At 42.9% G+C, this 23,289-nt stretch carries 18 protein-coding genes; 7 read left to right on the forward strand and 11 right to left on the reverse strand.

Annotation, left to right across the window (positions count from 1 at the left end):
- Positions 1–999, forward strand: a complete 999-nt coding sequence (locus Q0590_RS10820) for an alpha/beta fold hydrolase (protein ID WP_302037551.1) — start codon at positions 1–3, stop codon at positions 997–999.
- Between the two features lie 158 nt (positions 1,000–1,157).
- Here the strand turns inward: Q0590_RS10820 and Q0590_RS10825 are convergent, their stop codons facing one another.
- The 7 genes from Q0590_RS10825 to Q0590_RS10855 all read right to left on the reverse strand — a co-directional run bounded on the left by Q0590_RS10825 (position 1,158) and on the right by Q0590_RS10855 (position 12,737).
- Complete coding sequence (locus Q0590_RS10825) at positions 1,158–2,588, reverse strand: rubredoxin (RefSeq protein WP_302037552.1); 1,431 nt, start codon at positions 2,586–2,588, stop codon at positions 1,158–1,160.
- Positions 2,589–2,675: 87 nt separating this feature from the next.
- Positions 2,676–6,188: a nitrate reductase gene (locus Q0590_RS10830; RefSeq protein ID WP_302037553.1), complete on the reverse strand. Its 3,513-nt coding sequence runs from the start codon at positions 6,186–6,188 to the stop codon at positions 2,676–2,678.
- A gap of 452 nt (positions 6,189–6,640) precedes the next feature.
- Entirely contained in the window at positions 6,641–7,465 is an 825-nt protein-coding gene (locus tag Q0590_RS10835) for an ABC transporter ATP-binding protein (protein ID WP_302037554.1), read from the reverse strand.
- A 36-nt stretch (positions 7,466–7,501) separates the two neighbouring features.
- Complete coding sequence (gene ntrB, locus Q0590_RS10840; protein WP_302037555.1) at positions 7,502–8,359, reverse strand: nitrate ABC transporter permease; 858 nt, start codon at positions 8,357–8,359, stop codon at positions 7,502–7,504.
- A 239-nt stretch (positions 8,360–8,598) separates the two neighbouring features.
- Positions 8,599–9,852 carry a CmpA/NrtA family ABC transporter substrate-binding protein gene (locus Q0590_RS10845; RefSeq protein ID WP_302037556.1) on the reverse strand — a complete coding sequence of 418 codons (1,254 nt, stop codon included), beginning with the start codon at positions 9,850–9,852 and terminating at the stop codon, positions 8,599–8,601.
- A gap of 64 nt (positions 9,853–9,916) precedes the next feature.
- A complete protein-coding gene (locus Q0590_RS10850; protein WP_302037557.1) occupies positions 9,917–11,281 on the reverse strand; it encodes an alginate export family protein in 1,365 nt (454 codons plus the stop codon).
- A 97-nt stretch (positions 11,282–11,378) separates the two neighbouring features.
- Complete coding sequence (locus Q0590_RS10855) at positions 11,379–12,737, reverse strand: NarK family nitrate/nitrite MFS transporter (RefSeq protein ID WP_302037558.1); 1,359 nt, start codon at positions 12,735–12,737, stop codon at positions 11,379–11,381.
- A gap of 305 nt (positions 12,738–13,042) precedes the next feature.
- On the opposite strand from Q0590_RS10855, the gene Q0590_RS10860 reads away from it, so the two are divergent.
- A complete protein-coding gene (locus tag Q0590_RS10860; protein WP_302037559.1) occupies positions 13,043–14,299 on the forward strand; it encodes an anthranilate phosphoribosyltransferase in 1,257 nt (418 codons plus the stop codon).
- 28 nt (positions 14,300–14,327) lie between these two features.
- On the opposite strand, the gene Q0590_RS10865 is transcribed toward Q0590_RS10860, so the two are convergent.
- Complete coding sequence (locus tag Q0590_RS10865) at positions 14,328–14,612, reverse strand: SH3 domain-containing protein (protein ID WP_302037560.1); 285 nt, start codon at positions 14,610–14,612, stop codon at positions 14,328–14,330.
- Positions 14,613–14,811: 199 nt separating this feature from the next.
- Between Q0590_RS10865 and Q0590_RS10870 the strand changes: the two genes are divergently transcribed.
- Entirely contained in the window at positions 14,812–15,300 is a 489-nt protein-coding gene (locus Q0590_RS10870; RefSeq protein ID WP_302037561.1) for an HAD domain-containing protein, read from the forward strand.
- 123 nt (positions 15,301–15,423) lie between these two features.
- Here the strand turns inward: Q0590_RS10870 and cobA are convergent, their stop codons facing one another.
- A complete protein-coding gene (gene cobA / locus Q0590_RS10875) occupies positions 15,424–16,179 on the reverse strand; it encodes a uroporphyrinogen-III C-methyltransferase (RefSeq protein WP_302037562.1) in 756 nt (251 codons plus the stop codon).
- Positions 16,180–16,550: 371 nt separating this feature from the next.
- Between cobA and nirB the strand changes: the two genes are divergently transcribed.
- On the forward strand, positions 16,551–19,049 hold the full coding sequence (gene nirB, locus Q0590_RS10880) for a nitrite reductase large subunit NirB (RefSeq protein ID WP_302037563.1): 2,499 nt from the start codon (positions 16,551–16,553) through the stop codon (positions 19,047–19,049).
- Positions 19,050–19,237: 188 nt separating this feature from the next.
- A complete protein-coding gene (gene nirD, locus Q0590_RS10885; protein WP_302037564.1) occupies positions 19,238–19,615 on the forward strand; it encodes a nitrite reductase small subunit NirD in 378 nt (125 codons plus the stop codon).
- Positions 19,616–19,662: 47 nt separating this feature from the next.
- On the opposite strand, the gene Q0590_RS10890 is transcribed toward nirD, so the two are convergent.
- The gene (locus Q0590_RS10890) at positions 19,663–20,034 is read right to left on the reverse strand and encodes a hypothetical protein (protein ID WP_302037565.1); all 372 of its coding nucleotides are present in this window, start codon (positions 20,032–20,034) and stop codon (positions 19,663–19,665) included.
- Between the two features lie 169 nt (positions 20,035–20,203).
- Here Q0590_RS10890 and Q0590_RS10895 point away from each other — a divergent pair, with 169 nt between their 5' ends.
- Together Q0590_RS10895 and Q0590_RS10900 are read left to right on the forward strand one after the other, a co-directional pair.
- Positions 20,204–21,682, forward strand: a complete 1,479-nt coding sequence (locus tag Q0590_RS10895; RefSeq protein ID WP_302037566.1) for an ATP-binding protein — start codon at positions 20,204–20,206, stop codon at positions 21,680–21,682.
- Positions 21,669–22,319: a response regulator transcription factor gene (locus Q0590_RS10900; RefSeq protein ID WP_302037567.1), complete on the forward strand. Its 651-nt coding sequence runs from the start codon at positions 21,669–21,671 to the stop codon at positions 22,317–22,319. Before Q0590_RS10895 ends, Q0590_RS10900 begins: the two co-directional genes overlap by 14 nt.
- Before the next feature lie 87 nt (positions 22,320–22,406).
- Here the strand turns inward: Q0590_RS10900 and Q0590_RS10905 are convergent, their stop codons facing one another.
- Positions 22,407–23,177, reverse strand: a complete 771-nt coding sequence (locus Q0590_RS10905; RefSeq protein ID WP_302037568.1) for a DUF3891 family protein — start codon at positions 23,175–23,177, stop codon at positions 22,407–22,409.
- Positions 23,178–23,289 lie beyond the last annotated feature (112 nt).

Here is a 23,289-nt window from a genome sequence, read left to right on the forward strand (position 1 = left end):
ATGAAGAAAGTATTTTTAGTTGTTGCACTTGTTTTTACCGCTTTGCTTACTCAGGCTCAGGCACAGCCTGTACAACCGTTAGGATTAACACTCGAAGAAGTGGCTTATCCCTATCCTGTAAAATATATTCAATTGACTTTACAAGGAGAAAGCCTGAAAATGGCCTATATGGATGTGAAGCCACAAAATTCTAATGGAAAAGTAGTAATGCTGCTGCATGGCAAAAATTTTAATGGGGCTTATTGGGAAAAAACAGCCACAGATTTGAGTAAGCATGGCTACCGGGTAATTATTCCTGATCAGATAGGGTTTGGTAAATCTTCTAAACCAGCCCATCTGCAATATAGTTTTCCGTTGTTGGCACAAAATACCAAAGTGCTGCTAGATTCACTAGCTATCCGGAAAGCAGCCGTTTTAGGTCACTCGATGGGCGGGATGCTGGCTGTCAGGTTTACATTGATGTATCCGCAGCTAGTAGAAAAACTAATTCTGGAAAACCCTATTGGCCTGGAAGACTGGCGGCAAAAAGTGCCTTACCAGGGAGTAGATGCCTGGTACAAGTCTGAGCTGAAAAGCAACTATGAGCAGATAAAAAAATACCAGCTCGAAAATTACTACGATGGAAAATGGAAACCAGACTACGACCGCTGGGTAAACCTGCAAGCCGGATGGACCTTGAGTCCAGACTACCCCAGAATTGCCTGGAACTCGGCTCTTACCTATGACATGATTTTTGCCGAACCTGTAGTTTATGAGTTTGAGCAGCTTAAGGCACCTACCCTATTAATCATTGGACAGCGGGACAGAACGGCCTTAGGAAAAAATCTGGTAGACGAACAAACACGCAAAACCATGGGTAACTATCCGGAATTAGGAAAAAGTGCTGCCAAACGAATTCCGCAATCTGCTTTAGTGGAGCTTAACAACATTGGCCACTTGCCACATATTGAAGCATATGATCAGTTTATTACTCCTCTGGTGAGCTTTCTGAAGAAATAGGCTAGAGAATAAAATTAGTAGAGTAGGATTTTACTAGCTTATCAGGAAAAGGCATTATAAATATACTTTTTTTACATAAAAAAACAGCTTAGCTCTGATAATTTTTCTGCGATAGAATCCATTAAGAGACATAAGGTAAAAATCTCATTTGAAACGTGTTACCGGGTTACTGCTTCTTCCTTTTTAAGAGCCACAAAGCGTTGTTTGGAAGCTTCGCACAGGCTGCAAACATAGCTATCCGGTAGTTCTTCAAAAGCTGTACTGGCTGGTATAGCAGCTGCCTCATCTCCAAACTCCGGATCATACACAGTTAAACAATCGCTGCATTGATATACGTCATGAGTGGCAATAAAAACAGGCTTCTCTTCAGAAAAGATGGATGGAAAATGTTGATCTACCTGCGTATAATACAGCTGGCAAAGATTTATTAGTACAGAAGCCACTACTTGCTCAGATAGATTAGTAGCGAACACCTGCCATTGCAGCGAGTGTGTGCTAAAATCGTGTGTATGTAAAATATCGTACCTGGTTTGGCCCGCTTCACTGGTTTGTCTGATGAGTACAGAAGTAGTAACATCCATCGGCTTTGTCTGGATAGCAAAACTGAGCCCTGTGGTATAAACCTCCTTTTCTTCCAGCTCCCTTACCCAGGTATTTTTTAACCGTTGGGCTTCCACCTCCAGATCTGGTATTTGCCAGTTTACTTCTAACGCTGAGTGGTGGTTATGTATCTGATGCAGGCCTAGTAGTTTCTCCCATTTGGCTTTATGCTCGGCTTTGATGTCTGTGATAAGAAGTGTTTGATGAGGAGTTAGGCAGATTTTCCCAATTTTAGATTCGATACATTGGTTGTAGAGGGCTTCCAGAAAACTCAGTGGAAAAGATTGATTCCGGCGATAGATACCCAGCCAGTAAGAGTTTCCATACGAATACATTCCTTCAATAACAGGAAATGAATGTGCCGTCAGTTGAAGCTCTTCTTCCCATTGCCGTGTTCTGCCCGTGAATGTATGAGAAACAGCCAAATACAAATCTTGTATGGTATCTAGTTGCTGTTGAAAATATACCTCCTCAATTAGTTTAGATACCGTAACAATATCCTCCCCATCTATGAGTACAGGCCATATTTGCCTCTTTCCGAAGAAAGAGAAATTAACATATAAATGCCAGTACCGGGGATACGAGGAAGCTATAAAGTTTAGCTCACCAGTAAACAGCGGCACCAGGTTTTGCAGCGGGTCTACAATATTGATCTTTAGCCTGGGCTGATAAACAAAAGAATCCAGAATGTCCAGGTACGTATCTCCTAATAACCATGCTGTGGTAGGCAGTATTTGCAACGCAGCAAAGGAAGTAACAATGTTTTGCTTACTATCTTCTACTAATGTATACTTGAGGGCATTTTTGCTTAACTCCTTTTCTGCTATGGGTAGATAGACTTTCTCTAGTTGCAGATATACCTCTTGACGAGAGCCAGGTATAATACTATCACAACCACACATACGAGCTATCTCAATTACTTTTCTTACTTCTTCTGGGGTAATAATACCACCATTAGTAAATAATCGAAGGGTTATATTACTAGCCATAGCACAGTTCTTTACAAATTTCACAGATTCTAGTATTGTTCATTATGCGATATAGATTAGCTAAAAATCGTCAGTTGTGACTTAAATCTACTGACTAGCTACCAGGGACTTCTCTATGATAGCTTTTACTTCTGGCTTGCAACTGCCACAGCCCATACCGGCACCGGTAGCCTTGCAAACATCCGTCAACTGAGCACAGCCGTCTTGAACCACCTTCTGGATATTTCCTTCGCCCACATTGTTGCAGGAGCAAATGAGTTTACCTACCGCGGCATCCCTTCTCGATTTGCCAGAGCGAAGCAATTGCAAGCGTTTCTCGGAAAGTTCGGTTTGATTGGCAATTAACTCTTTAAACTCAATGAACTCTGTTTTGTCACCCATTAAGATAGCACCTACCAGCCGGTCCTGATGAATGATGCATTTTTTATAGTACCGCTTAGATTTGTCAATAAAAATCACTTCTTCATAGTCTTTTCTATTTGCCGGAACCTCAATCATCCCGATAGAGCATAATTTCAGCCCTTCCATTTTAAGGATGTTCATAGATAAAGAGCCTTTGTAATAACTCAGCCAATCGCCGTTCAGGTATTTACAAATTACATCAGCCTGTTCTTCGGCTGCGGCCGTAATGCCATAGAGCATGCCCTGGTGCTCTGCTATTTCGCCCATGGCAAATATATCCGGATCACTCGTCTGCAGATATTCATTCACCACAATGCCTCTGTTTATCTGCAAACCCGCCCCTTTGGCCAGATCAATAGTAGGTGTGGTGCCAATGGCGAAAACCACGGCATCGCATTCAATGGTGCGGCCACTAGCTAAACGTACACCCCCTATTTTATCTTTTCCGGTGAAGTATTTTACCTGGTCGTTGTAGTAAATATCTACTCCCCGGTCGGTCATTTCTTCGTGAAGCAGGTCGCTGGCAATTTTATCCAGTTGCCGGTTCATGAGCTGAGATACCCGCTGAATAATGGTGACATTTCTGGAAAGTTCACGGAGAGAGGCTGCCAGTTCCAGGCCTAACAAGCCACCGCCAATAATTACTACATGGCTTCCGGCTTCGGTATAGGCTTTCAGCAGATCGGCATCCTGGCGGGTACGCATCGTAAAAATGCCTTCCAGGTCGGTGTTCAAATCTTTGGGTAAGGAGGCGCTGCTTCCGGTAGCCAGTAAAAGCAAATCATATGAATGCTTGTTTCCTTCTGTATCCAATACCGTTTTGTTTTCCCGGTCAATAAACTGAATAGAAATTCCATTATGCAAATGCACATGCAATTTTTCCTGTTCTTCGCGGCGGAGTTTAATTAACTTCTCCCATGGCATGGCACCACTGATATAATCAGGGAGCATCACCCGGTTATAAAACGGAATAACTTCGCGGCTGAACACATGGATTTCGTCTTGAACGTTCCACTCACGGTAGGCACTAACAAAGCGGGAAGCAGCAGCCCCTGCCCCAATCACTAGTATTTTTTGTTTCGTTTTTATATACTTTTCAACCTGTACAGCGGAGAATTTAAAATCTGGTTCTTTTGATACCGGATCAATTAAAGGTGTAGTTAAATTATTGGCTCTGCCCTTAGACTGGTTGAGAATCTTACCCCAGTGCATCGGCAGGAAAACCACCCCTTTTTTTATGGTATCGGTAATTTTTGCATTCACTTGTACCTGTCCATAGCGGTTAGAAATAACAACCGGATTACCTTCTGCAATATTTCTCACTTTGGCATCGGCCGGGTGAATCTCCAGAAATGGACGGTCAATATGCTGCTTCAGTTTATACACTTTGCCTGTTTTGGTCATGGTGTGCCACTGGTCACGGATACGCCCGGTAGTTAAGATCAGGGGGTAATCTTCTGTTGGCGGTTCAGATAGATTTTCGTCCGGAACGGTGTAAATCGTAGCCCGTTTATTAGTGGTATAAAACTGATGATCAGTAAAAAGCCTCGGTGTGCCTGGAGAATCTGAAGTTGGCACAGGCCACTGGAAAGTGCCTTTTTCTTTTAATCTGGCATGGCTTAATCCGCTTACATCAATCCGGGTGCCTTTGGTAAGTCCGGCATGTTCATCATAAATCTGCGAAACATCTTCATAGTTGAAACTATTGCCAAAGCCCATTTTTTTAGCAAAACGGCACAGAATCTCCACATCTGGCAAGGCTTCTCCCGGTGGATCAATGATTTTATTGAGGTAACTCACCCGCCGTTCAGAATTGGTCATGGTGCCGGTTTTTTCTGCCCATGCGGCTGCCGGAAGTACCAGATCAGCATATTTAACGGTATCCGCCCGGTTAGAAATATCTTGTACTACTACAAACTTGGCATTTTGTAAAGCTTCTTCTACCACCTGAGAGTTAGGTAGACTGACTAATGGATTAGTACAAATAATCCAGATCGCTTTCATGCGGCCATCCCGTAAGGCTTCAAACATTTCAGTGGCTGTATAGCCTGGTTTTTCCGGTACAGCAGGCACTCCCCAGTAATCAGCCACTTCTTTGCGGTGTTGTGGATTTTTCAGATCCCGGTGAGCCGCCAGCATGGTGCTTAATCCACCTACTTCCCTGCCTCCCATGGCATTCGGTTGACCAGTCAAGGAAAAAGGCCCGGAACCTGGTTTGCCGATTTTGCCGGTGATTAAGGATAAATTAATCAGGGAAAAGTTCTTATTCACGCCAATTACGCTCTGGTTCAGTCCCATGGCCCACATAGAAATAAACCCTTCTGCCCGGCCAATATATTCCACAGCCCAGTAAATATCATCTGCTTTTACGCCACATATCTTGGCTGCTTCTTTAATCGTCCGCCCCATCACCATCTGGCGGTAGCTATTGAATCCTTCCGTATGGTTGGCAATAAAGTCTGCATCAATTTTATCCCGCTCAATCAGTCCGCGGCCGATGGCATTGTATAGCACGATGTCTGTACCTGGATTGATCTGAAAATGTAGGTCTGCAATGGAAGTTGTCTGGGTTTTGCGGGGATCTACGACTATAATCTTTACATCTGGATTCTTGGCTTTGTGTGCTTCCAGGCGGCGGAAAATAATGGGATGGCACCAGGCAGGATTAGCCCCGGCAATCAGAAAACAATCGGCCAGTTCAATATCTTCATAGCTTATCGGAACGGAATCTTCCCCCAATGCCATTTTATAAGCCACCACTGCTGAGCTCATACATAGGCGGGAATTGGTATCTATGTTATTGCTGCCAATAAATCCTTTGATCAGTTTATTAACTATATAATATTCTTCCGTGAGGCACTGACCAGATACATAGAAACCTACAGAATCTGGCCCGTGTTTGTTTATCAAAGTTTTGAAAACAGCAGCAGCTCTATCAAGACCAGTATCCCAGCTTACCCGCTGCAAAGGACTGTTGCGGTTCCAACGCATTTCCGGATGCAAGAGCCTGTCGGAAGTGTCCATGGCCGTGTAATGCAGGTTCATTCCTTTAGAACACAACATACCCTGGCTTCCGGGATGCTCTGGATCACCTTCTACTTTGAGGTTGCCTTTATTATCTTTATGAACCACCATTCCACAACCTACACCGCAGTAGGAGCAGGTTGTTTTATAGGTTTTTTGCTTGATTAATGACATAGTAAAAGTAAATGTGAGGAAACCAATTCCTTTTTATTATCCTCATTTAGAATATAGCTTAACTTATATAAGTATAGGTTACCTACTTTATAAGTTTGTCGCTCTATCTGACTTTCTTTACTTTTATTTTGCTTGCCCAAAATAAAAGTAACAAAACAAAAAGGCAGCACCAACAAAGCCTATTGTATGCTTGGATAGGCCAATCCCACAATCCTCCGGCTCGCCCACAGGCCAAAATAGGCCACACTGTTGCTGCACCACCCACCGCACTTTAGAGAACTATTCCATGCGGGTAGGCCTGGAAAAACAGCGGGGTGTGCGTATGCCATGCGCCAGGAAGCATTGTTTTTCCTAGATTTTTCTTTGTTACTTTCTTTGTAGCAATGACAAAGAAAGTAAGTGAACGTATAGGTAAGCACTACTCTCAAAGTGAATCTCATACTAGCTATTTCCTACACTAACTCCACTTTTGGACCTTTATAGAAGTCTGTGGCGTCGATTTCTACTTTGTCCATTAATAAGCTCAGCAGGCGTTCACGGATGGTTTTGTATTCAGGCATATTCACAATGTCTTTTTTGTTTCTGGGCCTGGGCAGATGCACATCTTCTATTTCCCGGATAGTAGCTGAGGGACCATCAGTCATGACTACGATTTTATCGGAAAGGAAAATGGCTTCTTCAATATCATGCGTTACCATCACGATGGTTTTACTGCGGTTATCGAGGTTCCAGAGTTTTAACAATTCAATGTGCATAGAACCTTTTGTGAGGGCATCCAAGGCACCGAATGGTTCATCCAGTAATAGTACATCCGGGTTAATAGCAAAGGCTCTGGCAATGGCCACCCGCTGTTTCATACCACCAGAGATTTGTTTGGGTAGTTTCTCCCGGTGAGCTGATAAGCCTACCATGCGAATATATTTTTCCACAATCTCCCGTTTGTCCACTTCAGATGTAGTTTGTAAGGCAGCATCTACGGCTTGGAAGATATTTTCATACACCGATAACCAGGGAAGCAGGGAGTAATTCTGAAACACAATGCCTCTGTCCGGACCTGGACCTTTAATAGCTTTGCCTTGTATAGTAACGGTCCCTTTTGTTGGGGTGACCATGCCGCCAATGGCATTCATGATGGTAGATTTGCCACAGCCAGAATGGCCAATGATAGATACAATTTCTCCCTTACCTATCTCAAGGTTAATATTTTTTACAGCTATAAATTTGCCTCTGGGTGTGGAGAAGGCAATCTCCATATCTTTTATCTCTACGTAGCTCATGGGAATGACGAATGTTTAATGATGAATGACAATTGACTAACTTGCATAGGAAAATCTTTTTTCCAGAAGGGTGAATAGCCTGTCTAAGAGCAATCCTACCAGACCGATGATAAGAATAGCGGAGATTACTTTTTCTAAACTCAGCGCATTCCAGCTATCCCATACAAAGAAGCCAATACCCAACCCACCAGACAGCATTTCTCCAGCTACAATTACCAGCCAGGCTACACTGATGCTTAAGCGAAGGCCCGTAATAATATGAGGCAGGCTATAGGGAATCAATATTTTGGTGATGTAGCGGCGGGTGGAGAAACCGAAAGCTTTGGCTACATTTTTATGATCATCAGGAATGGAACCCACACCAAAAGCGGTGTTGATCAAGGTAGACCACAGGGAGGTGATAAAGATGATGAAGATGGTAGCGGTACCGGCAGACTGAAATACGGCTAATCCGATGGGAAACCAGGCAAGCGGAGATACTGGCTTTAATATTTGTACTATCGGATAAAAGAGTTTCTTACAAAAAGCATTAGCCCCCATCACAATGCCAACCGGAATAGCTACCAATGAGCCCAATCCAAAACCTAAAAATACTTTTCCTAGTGAACTGAAAAGCTGCAAAGCAATACCTTTGTCATTGGGTCCATAATCATAAAAAGGATCTTTGAGCATTTCCCAAAGTACAGACAAGGTAGCATAAGGCCCAGGCAAGGCATCAGTGGTAATTTTACTGATGATGTACCAAATGAGGAGCAGTATACCAAATCCGCCTAAAGTAAAGGCAGAAGATTGGCCGAAAGCTGTTAGCTTTTTTACCAGGTTATTATCCCAAATCCGGGTGGCAACTTCCGAAGATTCTAATTCTATATCCGTTGCAATTGTTTGACTTTTCATGGCTAGAAGGTTTCTTATTAATGAATTAATATTATTCAAAGATTTGTGTATCAGTATTAAAAGCAGTTCTTACCGGAAACTTTTGTCCTCCAGGGCCGGACAGGCCCCGCCTTCCCAACACCGCTGTATACAATCCGCACAAACCTGCTCCCCATACCAAAGATTGTATAAGGCGGCTTTTGCGAAGGCTGTTATCAGAAACAAGGCTTAAGATGAAAATGGTGTATATTCATTATTCATTACTTTTTAGCTAATCCGCCATCCGGATTATTTGGGTCGAAGGTAGCTTTGTCCAGGTCTATGGTGAATGGCTGCATATCATCTTCCGGAAGGACAATACCCATTTCTTTAGCTACTTCCGCATATACATCCTGCAAAATGAGTTTGTCTGCTACCTCTTTATAATTGGGAGCTTGTTTCAAATAATTGAAGCGTACATATTGATTCAGGTACCAGATGCCATGCGCTTTGCGTGGGTAGTTCACCATTCCTTTATTGTGATACAACATATAATCGTCTGTATACGTGTGGGTACCATAGTCGCAACCCAGATCATAATTTCCCATCAGGCGGGCTTCAATTTCTTTAGCTGGCGCATTTACATACGAAGGTCTGCCGATGATTTCGGCTGCTTCAGCCCGGTTCTTCATGTCATCCAGCCACATAGAGCCTTCCAGTACAGCTTTCATTACTTTTTTCATGTCTTCCCGGCGGGTTCCGCTAAATTCTTTGTTCACCACCAAAGCTTTCTCCGGATGGTTTTTCCAGATGTCTTGCGAAGAAACATGGGTAAAGCCAATGCCTTGTTTTACTGCTACCTGGTTCCAGGGTTCGCCTACACAAAATCCATCCATGTTACCCACTTTCATGTTGGCTACCATTTGTGGCGGAGGAATGGTAATAATTTTTACTTTATTCTGATCAACACCGGAAGCAGCCAGCCAGTATCGCAACCAGATATCATGTGTACCGCCAGGAAAAGTCATGGCGAAGGTGGGTTCCTTTTTCGTTTTCATCTTTTCTACAGCCGCCGCTACACCATCGGTTTTTTGAAAAGGAACATCTCCGCAAAAGTCTTTAGAAAGGGTAATGGCCTGTCCGTTGTTGTTCAGAATCATGGCAATGTGCATTTCGGAACCAGCTTTTCCGCCCACGCCAGTGTAGACAGAGAAAGGCATTCCGAATAAGCAATGGGCTCCATCGAGTTCACCGGTTAAAATTTTATCACGGACATTGGCCCAGGAAGCTTCTTTAGAGATTTCTACCTCTAAGCCGTATTTCTTGAAAAATCCTTTTTCGTGGGCAATTACTAAAGGAGCACAATCGGTTAGTGGAATAATGCCTAAAGTAATTTTTTTAGAAGCGGTGGCAGTTGTTTCTTCCGCAGAAGATGTATCATTGTCCGTAGCTGAACTATTGCTACAGGAGGTAGAGATGTGCAGCAACATCAGCACCAACCATAAGGTAAATAAAGATGAATATATGCGTTTCATAAGTATCTGAGTAGAAGAAAGGTTAATTGAACTAATTGCTTATCTGGATAAAGAAACACCCGTATTACTTACTGAAGAAATCCGGTTTGATATTGATCATCAGGTATGCCCAGTTGGCTTGTAAACCGGCATTGTTTACATTTTTTACTCCGGAAGAAGCAAGGGTTGGCGTAGCAAAGAAACTGGAGTAGCCACCTTCAATAGTGATGATTTTAGTCAGGCTATATGTAGCCGTAAAGTCTAGTTCTGTCCCAAAATTCCGGTCTAGCTCTACTCCATCGCCGCCGGTTACTTTATTTGAAGACGTAAACTGGTGTGCATCTAAGGATAGCAGTAATTTAGAACTAGCTTTGTAGCGGCTTCTGAGGTAGTAGTCTACCAGGCCATTTTTCCCAAAGCCATCCGCTACATAGAAATAATCCATGGTTCCCCAGAATTTATGCGGTGTGCCATATAACGGATCAAACTGGCGGTTGGTGTTGCCGGTAGCCGAGCCACTGTTTCCGGATGTAAAATCAATTCCCGGACCTATGTTTAAGTTTTTACTTACCGGGTATAAGGTGTAGGCCGATAGCAGATACGCATTCATGTTTTTTCCATCTTTGTCTTTACCTCCCTGGTAATAAGCACTGGCCGTCAGGCTTATTTTCTTTAATGCCGTTGTGGAAAGATAGGCACCTGTGGTAAAGCGGCTCCATACTCCCCTGTCATATACTTTAGTAGCTTCTTCCATGTGATATTTATTGAAATCATCTTTCAGGAAAAGGAAAGAAGCATTCCCAGTCTGGAGTTTGCGGCCCAGATACAAAAACTGCATGGATTTATATAAGGCACCGATGCCATTAGTACCGGCCGCATAGCCTGATGGAGTTCCGTTGTAGACACCTCCTGATTTTAATTCGCGGTTCTGGTTAAAAGCCACACCCAGGTGTGCCATCCAACCGTGATCTTCCAGTTTCAGTAAAGCCAGATCGTGCCGTCTTCCTTGCTGCAACCAATCCAGGTTTCCCAGTAAGCGTACATCGTCATACACCAGTTCCTGCCGGCCAATTTTTAAAGAAAGATTTTCCAGAGCGGCACTGGTATCTAGTAACATAATTTCTCCCCAGGCTTCGTGGATTAGTAGTCCATCGTTGGCGTCTACGGTAGTGCGGTTGATAGAAGAGGCATCCTGGCCCCATACCCGTACATCCTGCACAGCGGTAAATAATTTAAAGCGGTGGCCGGTGTAGCCAAAATTGAGCCGGGTGCGCTGCGAAGTGAAAAAAGCAGGAACTGCCTTCTTCCCTGATAGGGTTCCCTGACCATCGCGGAGTTCTGAGCGGGTGCGGAGCTGCCCTGTTAGCGAGAACTGTGCCTGTACAGAACTACAACACAGTAACAGGAATACTAGCCCAACCAAAAGTTGGCTATGTAACTTTTTTTGCATACGTTTGTACTGTTTTAAGTTAGTAATAATTTAAAATGATCAATTAAACATTGGCCCTGAAGGATTGGCAGATCTTTTCAGGGTTTTTCTTTATAAATTATTTAGATCTTTCAACAGTGGATTTGCCTGCTAATACCGGTTGCAGTGCAGGTTCTGCAGATTCGGCAGGGTTTGTATTAAATACCGGGAGCATAGCCAGCAGAGAAATAAAGGCTGTAACAGCTACCGCAATTCCGATAATAAATAAGCCATCGCGGTAAGAAACATCCTCTGCTTTAAATAAGAAGCCTGCCAGTACAGCTCCCACATTCCCCCCGGCCCCCACAATACCAGACACAGCTCCCAACGCTTTTTTATTAATAAACGGCACCACCGCATAGGTAGCACCATTCGACATTTTCACAAACAAGGCAAACCCCAGCATGGCGGCAATGGCAAATGGCAGGTAGGTCATGGTGGAGAAGAGCATGATGCCTAAACCTTCCAGCAACAGGAATATACCCAGTATTATCACCCGTCCTTTGAAACCTGACTTTTTGCTAATTTTATCGCTGAACATCCCACCCAGAGCACGGGCAAACAGGTTCATAAACCCAAACAACCCGGCAATAAGTCCCGCTTCTTTAATGCCTAACTGGAAGTTATCTATAAAGTATAAGGCCGCAATATTATCAATGGTAATTTCGATGCCGAAACAAGCACCATAAGCCAGAAACAACACCCATACCCGGTGGTCGCGGCAAGCACGCCAGAAACTGCCTTCGGCATCGCCTGCTTTGGCTTTATACGCCGGGTCCGTTTTACGCAGGTCAGCAATGTTTCCTTCCGGGGTATCCTGGGTGCAGAAATAATAGACAAAAGCCATCATCAGTAGCCCAAGTCCCGGAATGACCATACTTAAGCGCCAGGCTTCTGAACTCGTATAGCCGGCTCCTACAAAAGCGGCAAAAATCAGCGGCATTACCATTTGTGTAACCCCGCCGCCCAGGTTTCCCCAACCGGCCGTAGTGGCATTAGCCGTGCCTACAATGTTTGGGGCAAACATCACCGACGTGTGGTACTGCGTAATCACAAAGGAAGCTCCAATTACCCCAATTGCCAGGCGGAATAATAAAAAGCTTTCATAACTGTTGCTGAATCCAATACACATCACCGGAATGGCACCAAACGCCAGCATAATCGTATAGGTAATGCGGGGACCTATTTTATCGCAAAGCCAGCCTACAAACAGGCGGGCAAATATGGTAATAGAAACAGAGGCAATAACAATATTTCCTATTTGAGATTTGGTCAGGTGAAGCTCTTCCCGGACAACGGCCATTAGCGGAGCAATACCGAACCACCCGAAGAAGCAGATAAAAAAGGTGAGCCAGGTAATATGAAAGGCCCGCATGCTGGGTGTAGACAGGTTAAACAGATTAATACTTTCGGCTTTTTTAAAGGCAGCTTTTTTCATGAACTATGCGATGGTTAAAGGGTAAATTTCAGGAATAAGTGTATATGTGGATAAAGGCGGTTCAGCGAAATAGTATAAATTACCATACAAACTAATTTTAAGAACAGTGCCCATAAATTTTAACCCTATTTTTGAGTAATTATACTTAAGATGAAAATAAGTACCTAAAATTTTAACCTAAATTTTTAAATAATATGTAATTTTCTTTAAAATGCGTTATAAAATATAGGTATAATTCAAATTAGTAATATTTTATTCTAAATCGTGTATACTAAAAAATAGATAATTCTCTATATACTTGCACTATGCATACACTTCATTCGTCTTCCGAGAATCCGCTGGTACAGGGCATCAAGATTATAGGAATAGGCAAACATGGCAGTAAGCCATTATCTCCTCCACTGCTGGAGGAAATTTTAGCCTATCTTTCAGAAAAGAATACTATATCTATTCAGAAGGGTGCATTTTTTGGGGCATTAATGGCTAAAGGCCCAACCGAGGACGAAAAAAGACTATTACAGCAGATTTGCGGTGAGTCTGGTAACTTAAATGCCCTCTATGATCATCTGTGCGTAGATTCCCCCGGCTATATGAAACCCATTGGGGTAAAACTACTGGGCAGAGAGACGTTACCTGTAGAAGAAGCGGAAACGTTAGGCAGGTACCTGTTTTCGGATGAACCTGGAGAAACTTTCCGGGGAATGGCCGTAAGTATGCTTCGAATCCGGTATGAAACCGATGAAGAATATGCAGGATTTTATAAAGCGGTACTTTCTACTTTTTCACGTGATTTTCAGAAAACACCCTCAAATTTAGGGGCCACTATCCAACTTGCCGAGCCTTTCGACGGAGTGGAACACTCTTATCTACTTACGCCTTTGTTGGCGCACGCATTTGGGCAAAAGGGCTACCCGGTTGTTGTTACAGCAGGCAGATCATCCGGACCTAAATTAACCTTAAATGCCTTAGATATATATCAAGCTTTGGGAGGCACTTTTATTGATACTATACAATCACTCACGCAGAGACCTCCTGCATTTGGCTGGGTAATTGACCAGGGCACCTTGTCTCCTGCCTTAGATCTGTGGGTAGACCGCCGGAAACTCATTTTTAAAAGACCCTTTCTGGCTACATTAGAAAAAGTATTGAACCCTTGTGGCGCAAAAATTCTGATTACGTCCGTTTTTCATATCACCTATATGGAAAAGATGATTTCCTTGGCTGCTATGGCCGGCTTTTCTGCGGTAATTGTACTAAAACGGGGCCTAGAGGGTACGCTTGCCCCTTCTATCGCCAAAGCCAGTGGTATCCTCTGTGCCGTTATCCAGCCAGATGGCAGTTTCCTTACCCAGACTTTTGATGCGACAGATGAAGCGTATGCCGCTTATCGTGCCGAATCGGATGAAGTAGTGGAGGATATATCCGTAGCAGAAAATATCCGGTTAATCCATGGGTTCACCGAAAAAGGCTTTACCGGCAATATAGATTTTGATAAACGGGTAAATTTAGCAATTGCCTTATATACGAAAGGAATAGAATGGCTAGAACAGCACATCGCATAAGATAATTGTTATACAGTAATCTTATGCATTACCTAGCAGGAGTAAAGGTATTGGCTGAATTTAGATTTTTACTTACCACCAGGTTTTTCCCTTCTATAAATCCTTTTTGTTGAGGAAGGGTTACATAGTACCACACATTCCGGTCAATTACTTGTTTTTGCTTTGCTTTAACAGGAGTATAATTTGGTACAGTTCCCAAAGTAGCGGCAGTGGCAGTTGGCTGTGCGTAAATGGGAGCATTATTAACGGTATACATCCGGGTGGAACAACTTGTAGCAACAACTAAGAATAAGATAAGAAAGATGTTTTTCATAGCATAGGTGTCTGTAACCCAAAATAAGAAAAATACCCATCCGTGTTTCGCCAGACATAGAATTTTTACCTTCTACCTACCGTCGCGAACGCATATTTTTTGAAAGAATGATACTGATCATACTATGAATGCATGTTTGCTAGAACTTTAGGATTTATGCCACTTATGATTGAGGGATAATTCTGACTAATTTTATTGTATGAAAGTCGTATTTCTGGATATTGATGGCGTACTAGTAACAGAGCATTATTTACTGCAACTGGAGCGTAACAGGGATAGTTGGCGGGATAAACAAGGACATGCCCATTTTTGCCCCAGGTGCCTGGCTAATTTTGAGTTATTAATTAAGCAAACGGGAGCCAAAGTAGTACTTTCTTCTACCTGGCGATTTTATCTGGCAGATACGGTAGGTGTGCCTGAATTCTTTAAATCCAGAGGCGTAAAATTTGAAATTTTTGATGTTACTCCCAGGTTCCGCTCGTCTTCCAAAAAAATAAGTGAATACCCCACCCGTGGCGAAGAAATCCAATCGTGGTTAGCTATATATCCTGAAGTAACCAAGTACTGCATTTTAGATGATGATCCCAGAATTCTCCCAGAGCAACAGCCGTATTGGGTAAGAACTAGCTTCCGGTATGGCTTTACAAAATCGAAGCTAGAGCAAGCGTTGAAAATATTAACAGATTAGCACTAATTAATTCTTTGCTCAGTTCGTCATATTAGGCACCAAAACAAAGCTTTGAAAGTGAAAGCATAGATCATAGATTTGAACTATGCCTAGCAACTAATTCTAATCAATAAATTGCCTCTATCAAGCAAATTTTCTCGCCACTTCCTCCCTTACAAACTGCGGATGCAACGACACTATTTCTCCTATTACTATTACTGCCGGGTTGCTTAATCCTTGCTCCTGGGCTAAATCAGCAATGTTGTCCATGGTACTAACAGCTATTTTCTCCTCTGCCCAGGTGCCTTGCTGAATAATAGCTACCGGCGTTTGGGCTTTTCCGCACGCATGAAAGATACCGGCTATTTGCCGCAGGTTTTTCATGCCCATTAAAATCACTAAGGTTGCCGATGTCTGGGCTGCCAGGTGAATATCCTTGGATAATTCGTGATTCATGGTAGTGCCGGTTAATACCCAGAAACTCTCATTGACGCCCCGGCAAGTCAGCGGAATATGTTGCAGTTCCGGCACTGCAATACAGCTGGAAATTCCCGGAACTACCTGTGTTTCTATATGAAATCCTCTGGCATGCGTAATTTCTTCGTAGCCCCGGCCAAACACAAATGGGTCGCCGCCTTTTAGCCGCACCACATGCCCATGATGCAAAGCATAATAGACAATCAGATCATTAATATCCTTCTGGGCATATTCACATTTACCTAACCTTTTGCCAACAAACACTTTGATAGAATCTGCCGGTGCATAGTCCAACAAATCCGCATTCACTAATGCATCATAGAGCACGACATCTGCTTGCGACAAAGCTTTTATTCCTTTCAGAGAAATCAGTTCCGGATCGCCAGGGCCTGCACCAACTAACGTGAGTTTAGGAGTCTTCATAGGTAAAAAGGGTAAACGTTAAAAGAAAAAATAAAACAGGCAGGACGCTTTTACGAAACTATCAACACGCACCTACTTTAAGAGATAATACAGTAACAAACAAAAGTTAATTCATTGATGAGTAGAAAATTTTTAAGTATTCCTACTCAAAAACTACTTTCACAAAGATATACTATTATTGAAATACACCATAAAATTTCAAGTGCAAAATTTTGAAATAATATATATTCTCAAAATATAGGTTTAAAATTTAACCTGTTTTAAGAATTTATATAAACTTTTCCTGAAAACGGGCTATAAATTTGACGTGTATTATTTTTATAAGTAGTTTTAGCATAAGTAGTAATTAACCAGTAACCAAACAACCTTGTATGATGAATATAGTAGTTATAGGCAATGGCATGGTGGGATATAAGTTTTGCGAAAAACTTGTGGCAAAATCCACCTCAAAAGCTTTCAACATCACCGTTATTGGAGAAGAGCCCCGTCCGGCATACGACCGGGTGCATTTAAGCGCCTATTTTTCCGGCACTACTGTTGAAGAACTCACTATGGCACCAGCCAGCTGGTATGCAGAAAATGGCATCAACCTCCTGACCGGAGAACTGGCCATTTCTATTGATCGGACTGCCAAAACCGTGACTACCCAGCATGGACGCATCTTATCCTATGATAAACTTATTCTGGTTACTGGTTCCGGAGCCTTTGTTCCTCCTATTAAAGGAGTAGAAAAAGATGGTGTATTTGTTTACCGCACCATTGAAGACCTGGAAGCTATTATCAGTTATAGCAAAAAAGCCAAGAAAGCCGCTGTTATCGGAGGGGGGTTACTCGGACTAGAAGCAGCCAAAGCCGTTCTGGATTTAGGACTGGAAGCCCACGTGGTGGAATTTGCTCCCCGCTTAATGCCCCGGCAACTGGACGAGGCAGGTTCTACCATTTTACAAAACAAACTGGAAAGCTTAGGCATTGGCATACATCTAACTAAAAATACCGCTTCTATTGAAGGGGAAAACTGTATTTCGGGGATGATTTTTACCGATGGTACTTTTCTGGAGGTAGACATGGTGGTTATTTCGGCCGGAATAAAACCACGGGATGAATTGGCTATAAAATCCGGGTTAGCTACCGGGACCAGAGGAGGCATTGTGGTAAATGATTCGCTACAAACCAGTGATGCAGATATTTTTGCTATTGGCGAATGTGCCTTGCATGGACAAATGATTTACGGACTGGTAGCCCCGGGTTATGAAATGGCCGATGTGGTGGTTAGTCAGTTGACTGGCAACAACAAAACCTTTACAGCCTATGATATGTCTACCAAACTGAAGCTGATCGGGGTAGATGTAGCCAGCTTCGGAGATCCATTTTGCACTAGTACTAAGCACCGCACCATTGTACTGGAAGACAAAGTAAAGGGAGTTTACAAGCGGATAAATATTTCGGAAGATGGCAAGCGTTTACTTGGCGGCATTCTGGTCGGCGAAGCAGAAAGCTATAACATGCTGCTGCAAACGGCCAAAAATAATATACTGCTTCCTCCCAATCCTGAAGATATGATACTGGGTGCCCGTGGCGGCAGTGAAGGTGCACAAGGAAGCGGTGTAATGAGTTTACCGGATGAAGCCTTGATTTGTTCCTGCGAAAATGTATCCAAAGGGGCATTATGTTCGGCTATTACAGAAGGAGAATTGAGTGACATAAAAGACATAAAGAAATGTACCAAAGCCGGCACAGGTTGTGGCGGTTGTATTCCCATGCTAAACGATCTGCTTACCGAAACCATGAAGGCTCAAGGAAAAGTAGTGCGGAAAGTGCTTTGCGAACATTTTACCTATACCCGCCAGGAGCTATTCGACATTATTAAGATCAGTGGCATACGTACCTACGATAATTTAATTGAGGAATATGGAAAAGGCCACGGCTGTGAGGTATGTAAACCGGCTGTTGCTTCCATGATGGCCAGTATCTGGAATGAGATGATTTTGAAACAAGCCACTATTCAGGATACCAACGACCAGTATTTAGCCAATATTCAACGGGGTGGTACCTATTCGGTGGTTCCCCGGATTCCCGGAGGAGAAATTACAGCTGAAAAGTTAATAGTCATTGGACAGGTAGCCCAGAAATATGGCTTATACTGCAAAATTACCGGCGGCCAGCGGATAGATTTATTCGGTGCCCGGGTAGATCAGTTGCCAGATATATGGGAAGAGTTAATTGATGCCGGATTTGAAAGTGGTCATGCCTATGGAAAATCTCTCCGGACCGTAAAAAGCTGTGTGGGTTCAACCTGGTGCCGGTTTGGCGTGCAAGATTCGGTTACGTTTGCTATTGAAGTAGAAGAACGCTACAAAGGATTGCGGGCACCGCATAAGCTTAAAAGTGCGGTTTCCGGTTGTGTACGCGAATGTGCCGAAGCGCAATCCAAAGATTTTGGCATTATTGCTACCGAAAAAGGCTGGAACTTATATGTCTGTGGCAACGGCGGTGCTAAACCGCAGCATGCCCAGCTATTAGCTTCTGATATTGACAAGGAAACCTGCATTAAATACATAGACCGCTTTCTGATGTTCTATATCAAAACGGCTGAACCCCTTACCCGTACCGCCACCTGGCTCAACAAACTGGAAGGCGGCATCGACTACCTGAAGCAAGTGGTTGTACATGATTCACTGGGCATGGGCGAGCAACTGGAAAAAGAAATGGAATTTCTGGTAGAAACGTATCAGTGTGAATGGAGAGAAGTGGTAAACAATCCGCAACTACGCCAACGCTTTAAGCATTTTATTAACTCCGACGAAGCCGATCCGCAGATCCAGTTCCGGGAAGAACGTGGCCAGAAAGTGCCTGTAGGCTGGAGCAGGTAGTTTGTTATTGGACAGTAGTCATTAGTTCTATTAAAAAATATCGAACAGATCAACAAGGAACAATGAATATTGAAGGAAATCTATAATTACTTCCGTATTCGTCATTAGCTTCGCTGAACTCGCGTTTCCTTGTTGGACATTCAATATTCATTTCTAATCATTCATCAATAATCATTAATCAATATTGTATGGAAAGCCATGTAATCACCAATACTCAACCAGCTACTCATTGGTTTAAAGCTGCCCCGGTAGAAGCTTTCTCAGTAAATGGAGGTGCCTGTGTACAATACAAGGGCATGCAGATAGCCGTATATCATTTTAAAGCGACTAATGAGTGGTATGCCAGCCAGAATATGTGTCCGCACAAAATGCAGATGGTCTTGTCCCGGGGGTTGATCGGCGATACCTGTGGAGAACCAAAAGTAGCCTGTCCGTTACATAAAAGAAGCTTTTCGCTGGTTACCGGGCAGAATCTGAATGGAGAAGAATATGCTATTCAAGTGTATCCGGTAAAAGTGGAAGAGGGCTTTGTATATATTAACGTCGGGCCTGCAGAGGGGCATTGATGGGTTGGATGGACGCTACTTGGAATACATTCTATGTTAACATGCAATTATAAGGGAAAACCATAGATCAGGGTAGCTGTATCAATAAATGGTTCTTTGTAAATGTCTACTTTCAAAGCATCCATCAATGCTTTTATTGTAACAATTGAAACTAATACAGAAGTTGTATCTACCTCATTCCCATGAAATTGCTTAATACATATTTTTATTCCCCTGGTATGCTTATTAGAGACTTTTATGTTTTGTAAAAAATAGCTGGCTCCAAATTCTATGGCTATTTTCCATGTACGATCTAGTTGAGCTTCATAGGTAATTTCTATAGTCGAATACGCCTGTGTTAACTCAACACTCAATTCAATGAAAGCAAACAGACCTCTGGTCTTGAGCTGTTGAGCAATTTTATAGCTACCTAGATTCATTTGTCTTGAACTAAAAAACGAATTTCCTTCGAAGGATATACAGCCATTATAGAATAAATAATAAAACTTTCTAGTTGCGATATACTGTAAGTTACCTATGTTTCAAATAATTTATACTGCTATTTCAAATCTATTGTATTTATCACTTTTTACTTTACAGCGCTGATACGTGTTTCATTCCCCAGACCCTGCTGTTTTACGGAAAATCACTAGACTCTACTTACTGGCACTCACTGCCGTAGCTTTATTATCTATTGGAGGGCAGATATTGGTTCAGCGTTCCTTACGTAATCAATTAAGCGATTCCAGAGTAATTAATATTGCCGGCAGGCAGCGGATGTTAAGCCAGAAAATAAGTAAAACTGTGCTGTTACTCGCACATGCCACAGACACCTCCCAGATGCCGCTGTACATATCGGATCTTAAAATGGATGTAGAGCGATGGGAAAGGAGTCACCAGGGCTTAAAAAACGGATATCTGCCTTCTGTGGAAACACCCGTAAACAACAGTGATTCTATCCGCAGGATGTTTGCCGGTATTGAACCGCATTTCAGTACCATGCTTACCCATGTGCAGCAAATCATTCATTTGTATTCCACTAATGCTTCTCCTACCTATCAGGCCATTGAACCAAACCTGAAGCAGATACTCAGGCATGAACGGGCCTATTTACAGACTATGGACAACATAGTCTTCGAATATGATGCAGAAGCCATACAACGGGTCAATGCCTCACAACGGATCGAAACTATTCTCCTGATAAGTACGCTACTCGTTCTATTGCTGGAAGGTTTGTTTATTTTTAGACCCGCCGTTAACCAAATCCGGCATACCATCCAGAGGCTAATAGAATCCGAACAACAGACCAAACAAATGAATGAGGAGTTACTCAGTTTGAATCAGTCGCTGGAAGAAACCAGAGAAGCCTTGCTACAGGCTACCACGCAGAGACATCAGCAGGAAATAACCGAACAAAAAGTCCGCACTTCGTATTTAATAGAAGGGCAAGAAGAAGAACGCAAACGCATTGCCCGTGACATCCACGACGGACTGGGGCAAATGCTGACAGCCCTGAAGTTTGGCATCGAAAAAGTAGGCGACTGGGTAGACGAATCTGAGAAAGGACAGCAAAACCTAACTAATCTCCGTCACCTGATCAGCCAGACAATTACCGAAGCCCGCACAATCTCCTTTAATCTGATGCCTGCCGTATTGAGTGATTTTGGTATTGCTTCGGCTCTTAAATTATTAGCTAACCAGGTAGCTGCCAGTGCCGGAATTACAATTACCTTTACCAATAACTGGACCAACGAACGCCTGGCAAAAAACGTGGAGATCGGTTTGTACCGCATAGCCCAGGAAGCTATTCATAATGCCATTAAATATGCCAAAGCCAGTGAGGTAACCGTAGAACTTTCGCTGAAAAAGAAATATATTCACTTAAAAATAGATGATAACGGACAGGGATTTGCGTATGATGAATTTGCAGGTAAACCCGGGAAAGATAGTCCCTCGGCAGGCATCAGTAATATGAAAGAACGGGCATCTATTATTAACGGAGATTTAAAAATTACCACTAAGCCAGGCAAAGGCACAGGGATACACGTAAAAATTCCTTTTATTACTCTCTATCATGAACAAGATTAAAGTATTGCTGGCAGACGACCATACCATTGTGCGGAACGGCATCATGTCGTTGCTGGAAAGTTCTCCGGAAGTAGAAATAGTGGGAGAAGCCCAGGATGGGGCAGAAGCCTTGGCCAAAGTAAAAGAGTTGTCGCCAGATGTATTGATGATAGATATTGCTATGCCTGTGATGAATGGCCTTGAAGCAGCCGAAGAGCTAAGCAAATACCATAAACACACCAAGGCACTCATGCTTTCCATGCATAACAATGAAGATTATATCCTGAAATCCGTGGAAGTGGGCGCTTATGGGTATTTGCTGAAAGATACTACCCGCGACGAAATGCTGCGTGCTTTACAAACAGTAGCCAGAGGAGAAAAATACTTTAGTCCGTCGGTATCCCATATTATTGTATCTTCATATCTGCAAAAAGTAAAAGACACCGAGAAGAGTAAGCTTAAAAAGCCTAAACTGTCTAAGAAAGAGAAAGCCATCGTAAAATTTATTATAGATGGTGACAGCAGCCGTGAAATAGCTGAAAAACTTAATTTAAGCATACGTACCGTAGATAATCACCGGGCGAACATGATGAAACGCCTGGGTGTTAAAAATGCGGTGGAACTGGTAAAAAAAGTATTAAACGAGAAGCTGGCATAAGTCTACCTCTTTGTTGCCGGTTAGTACTTGTAAATTTCACCACAGAAAGAAATCCGAAGGAATCTATAAGCTACCAGTTCCCCCTATTCAAGAGGTTATATTTACCTGATACGTTTGTAGCGGGGCAATCTGGTAAGCTTCAGCCAGCCCCCTTTGTTGTATATCTTTTTTACTTACTTCTTTATATGGAACAGCCACGGTATACTCCCTGGAAAGCGGAAAGGGCAATAGGCTTACGGTATGTATATTTTTCCAATAGGCTTCTATCTTTCTGCCATGGGTAAAGGCAAATTTATCAGAGTTTTTAAATCCATTTTTGAAAAAAGGAAACTCTTCATCTTTAGATACGCCAGGCTGGTTAATGCATACATATAAAGAGAGATCGTCGAATAGCTGCAGGATGCGAAAATGATAATCCGCCAGTTGTTGCTTTGCCGGATCGTCCAGCTGCATACGTTCTATTAAGGTATGCTGCCGTTTAAGCTCTTGCTCCACAAACTCTTTTTCTTGTATATTTTCTTCACGCATAAATGAACAATAATGCCTGCTACATAACAGGGCTGCGTAGGGATTCATGGCCTCTACCTCGTCTATACCCCTGGTATAATGAAGTAGTTTGGTTTGCAGCGGATAGCCGATAAATGAAAAAACCTGCGCATGTTGTACATCCCAAGCAGGCACTTCGTCCAGAGATATCCACCCCCGGTCATGCTGATAGATAGCCAGCAATACCTCCGGAGTATGGGGCTGCTGCCAGAAAAATTCTTCCTTCCAATGCTCAGCCAGCTGCCCGGATAGAGTAGCATGGGTGTGTTGGGCTATCAGAATAAAGCTTTCAGGGGTTTCGCGTACAATCATCTCGGCTAAAATTAACTATTGAGTATAAAGTTAATGTAATCCAGCATCAAATTAACTTGATTGTACTTAACAAAAATGCCTTATCCGGATACAAACCAGATAAGGCATTTGT

The sequence above is a fragment of the Rhodocytophaga aerolata genome (assembly GCF_030503435.1).
In the GTDB taxonomy this organism is placed as follows: domain Bacteria; phylum Bacteroidota; class Bacteroidia; order Cytophagales; family 172606-1; genus Rhodocytophaga; species Rhodocytophaga aerolata.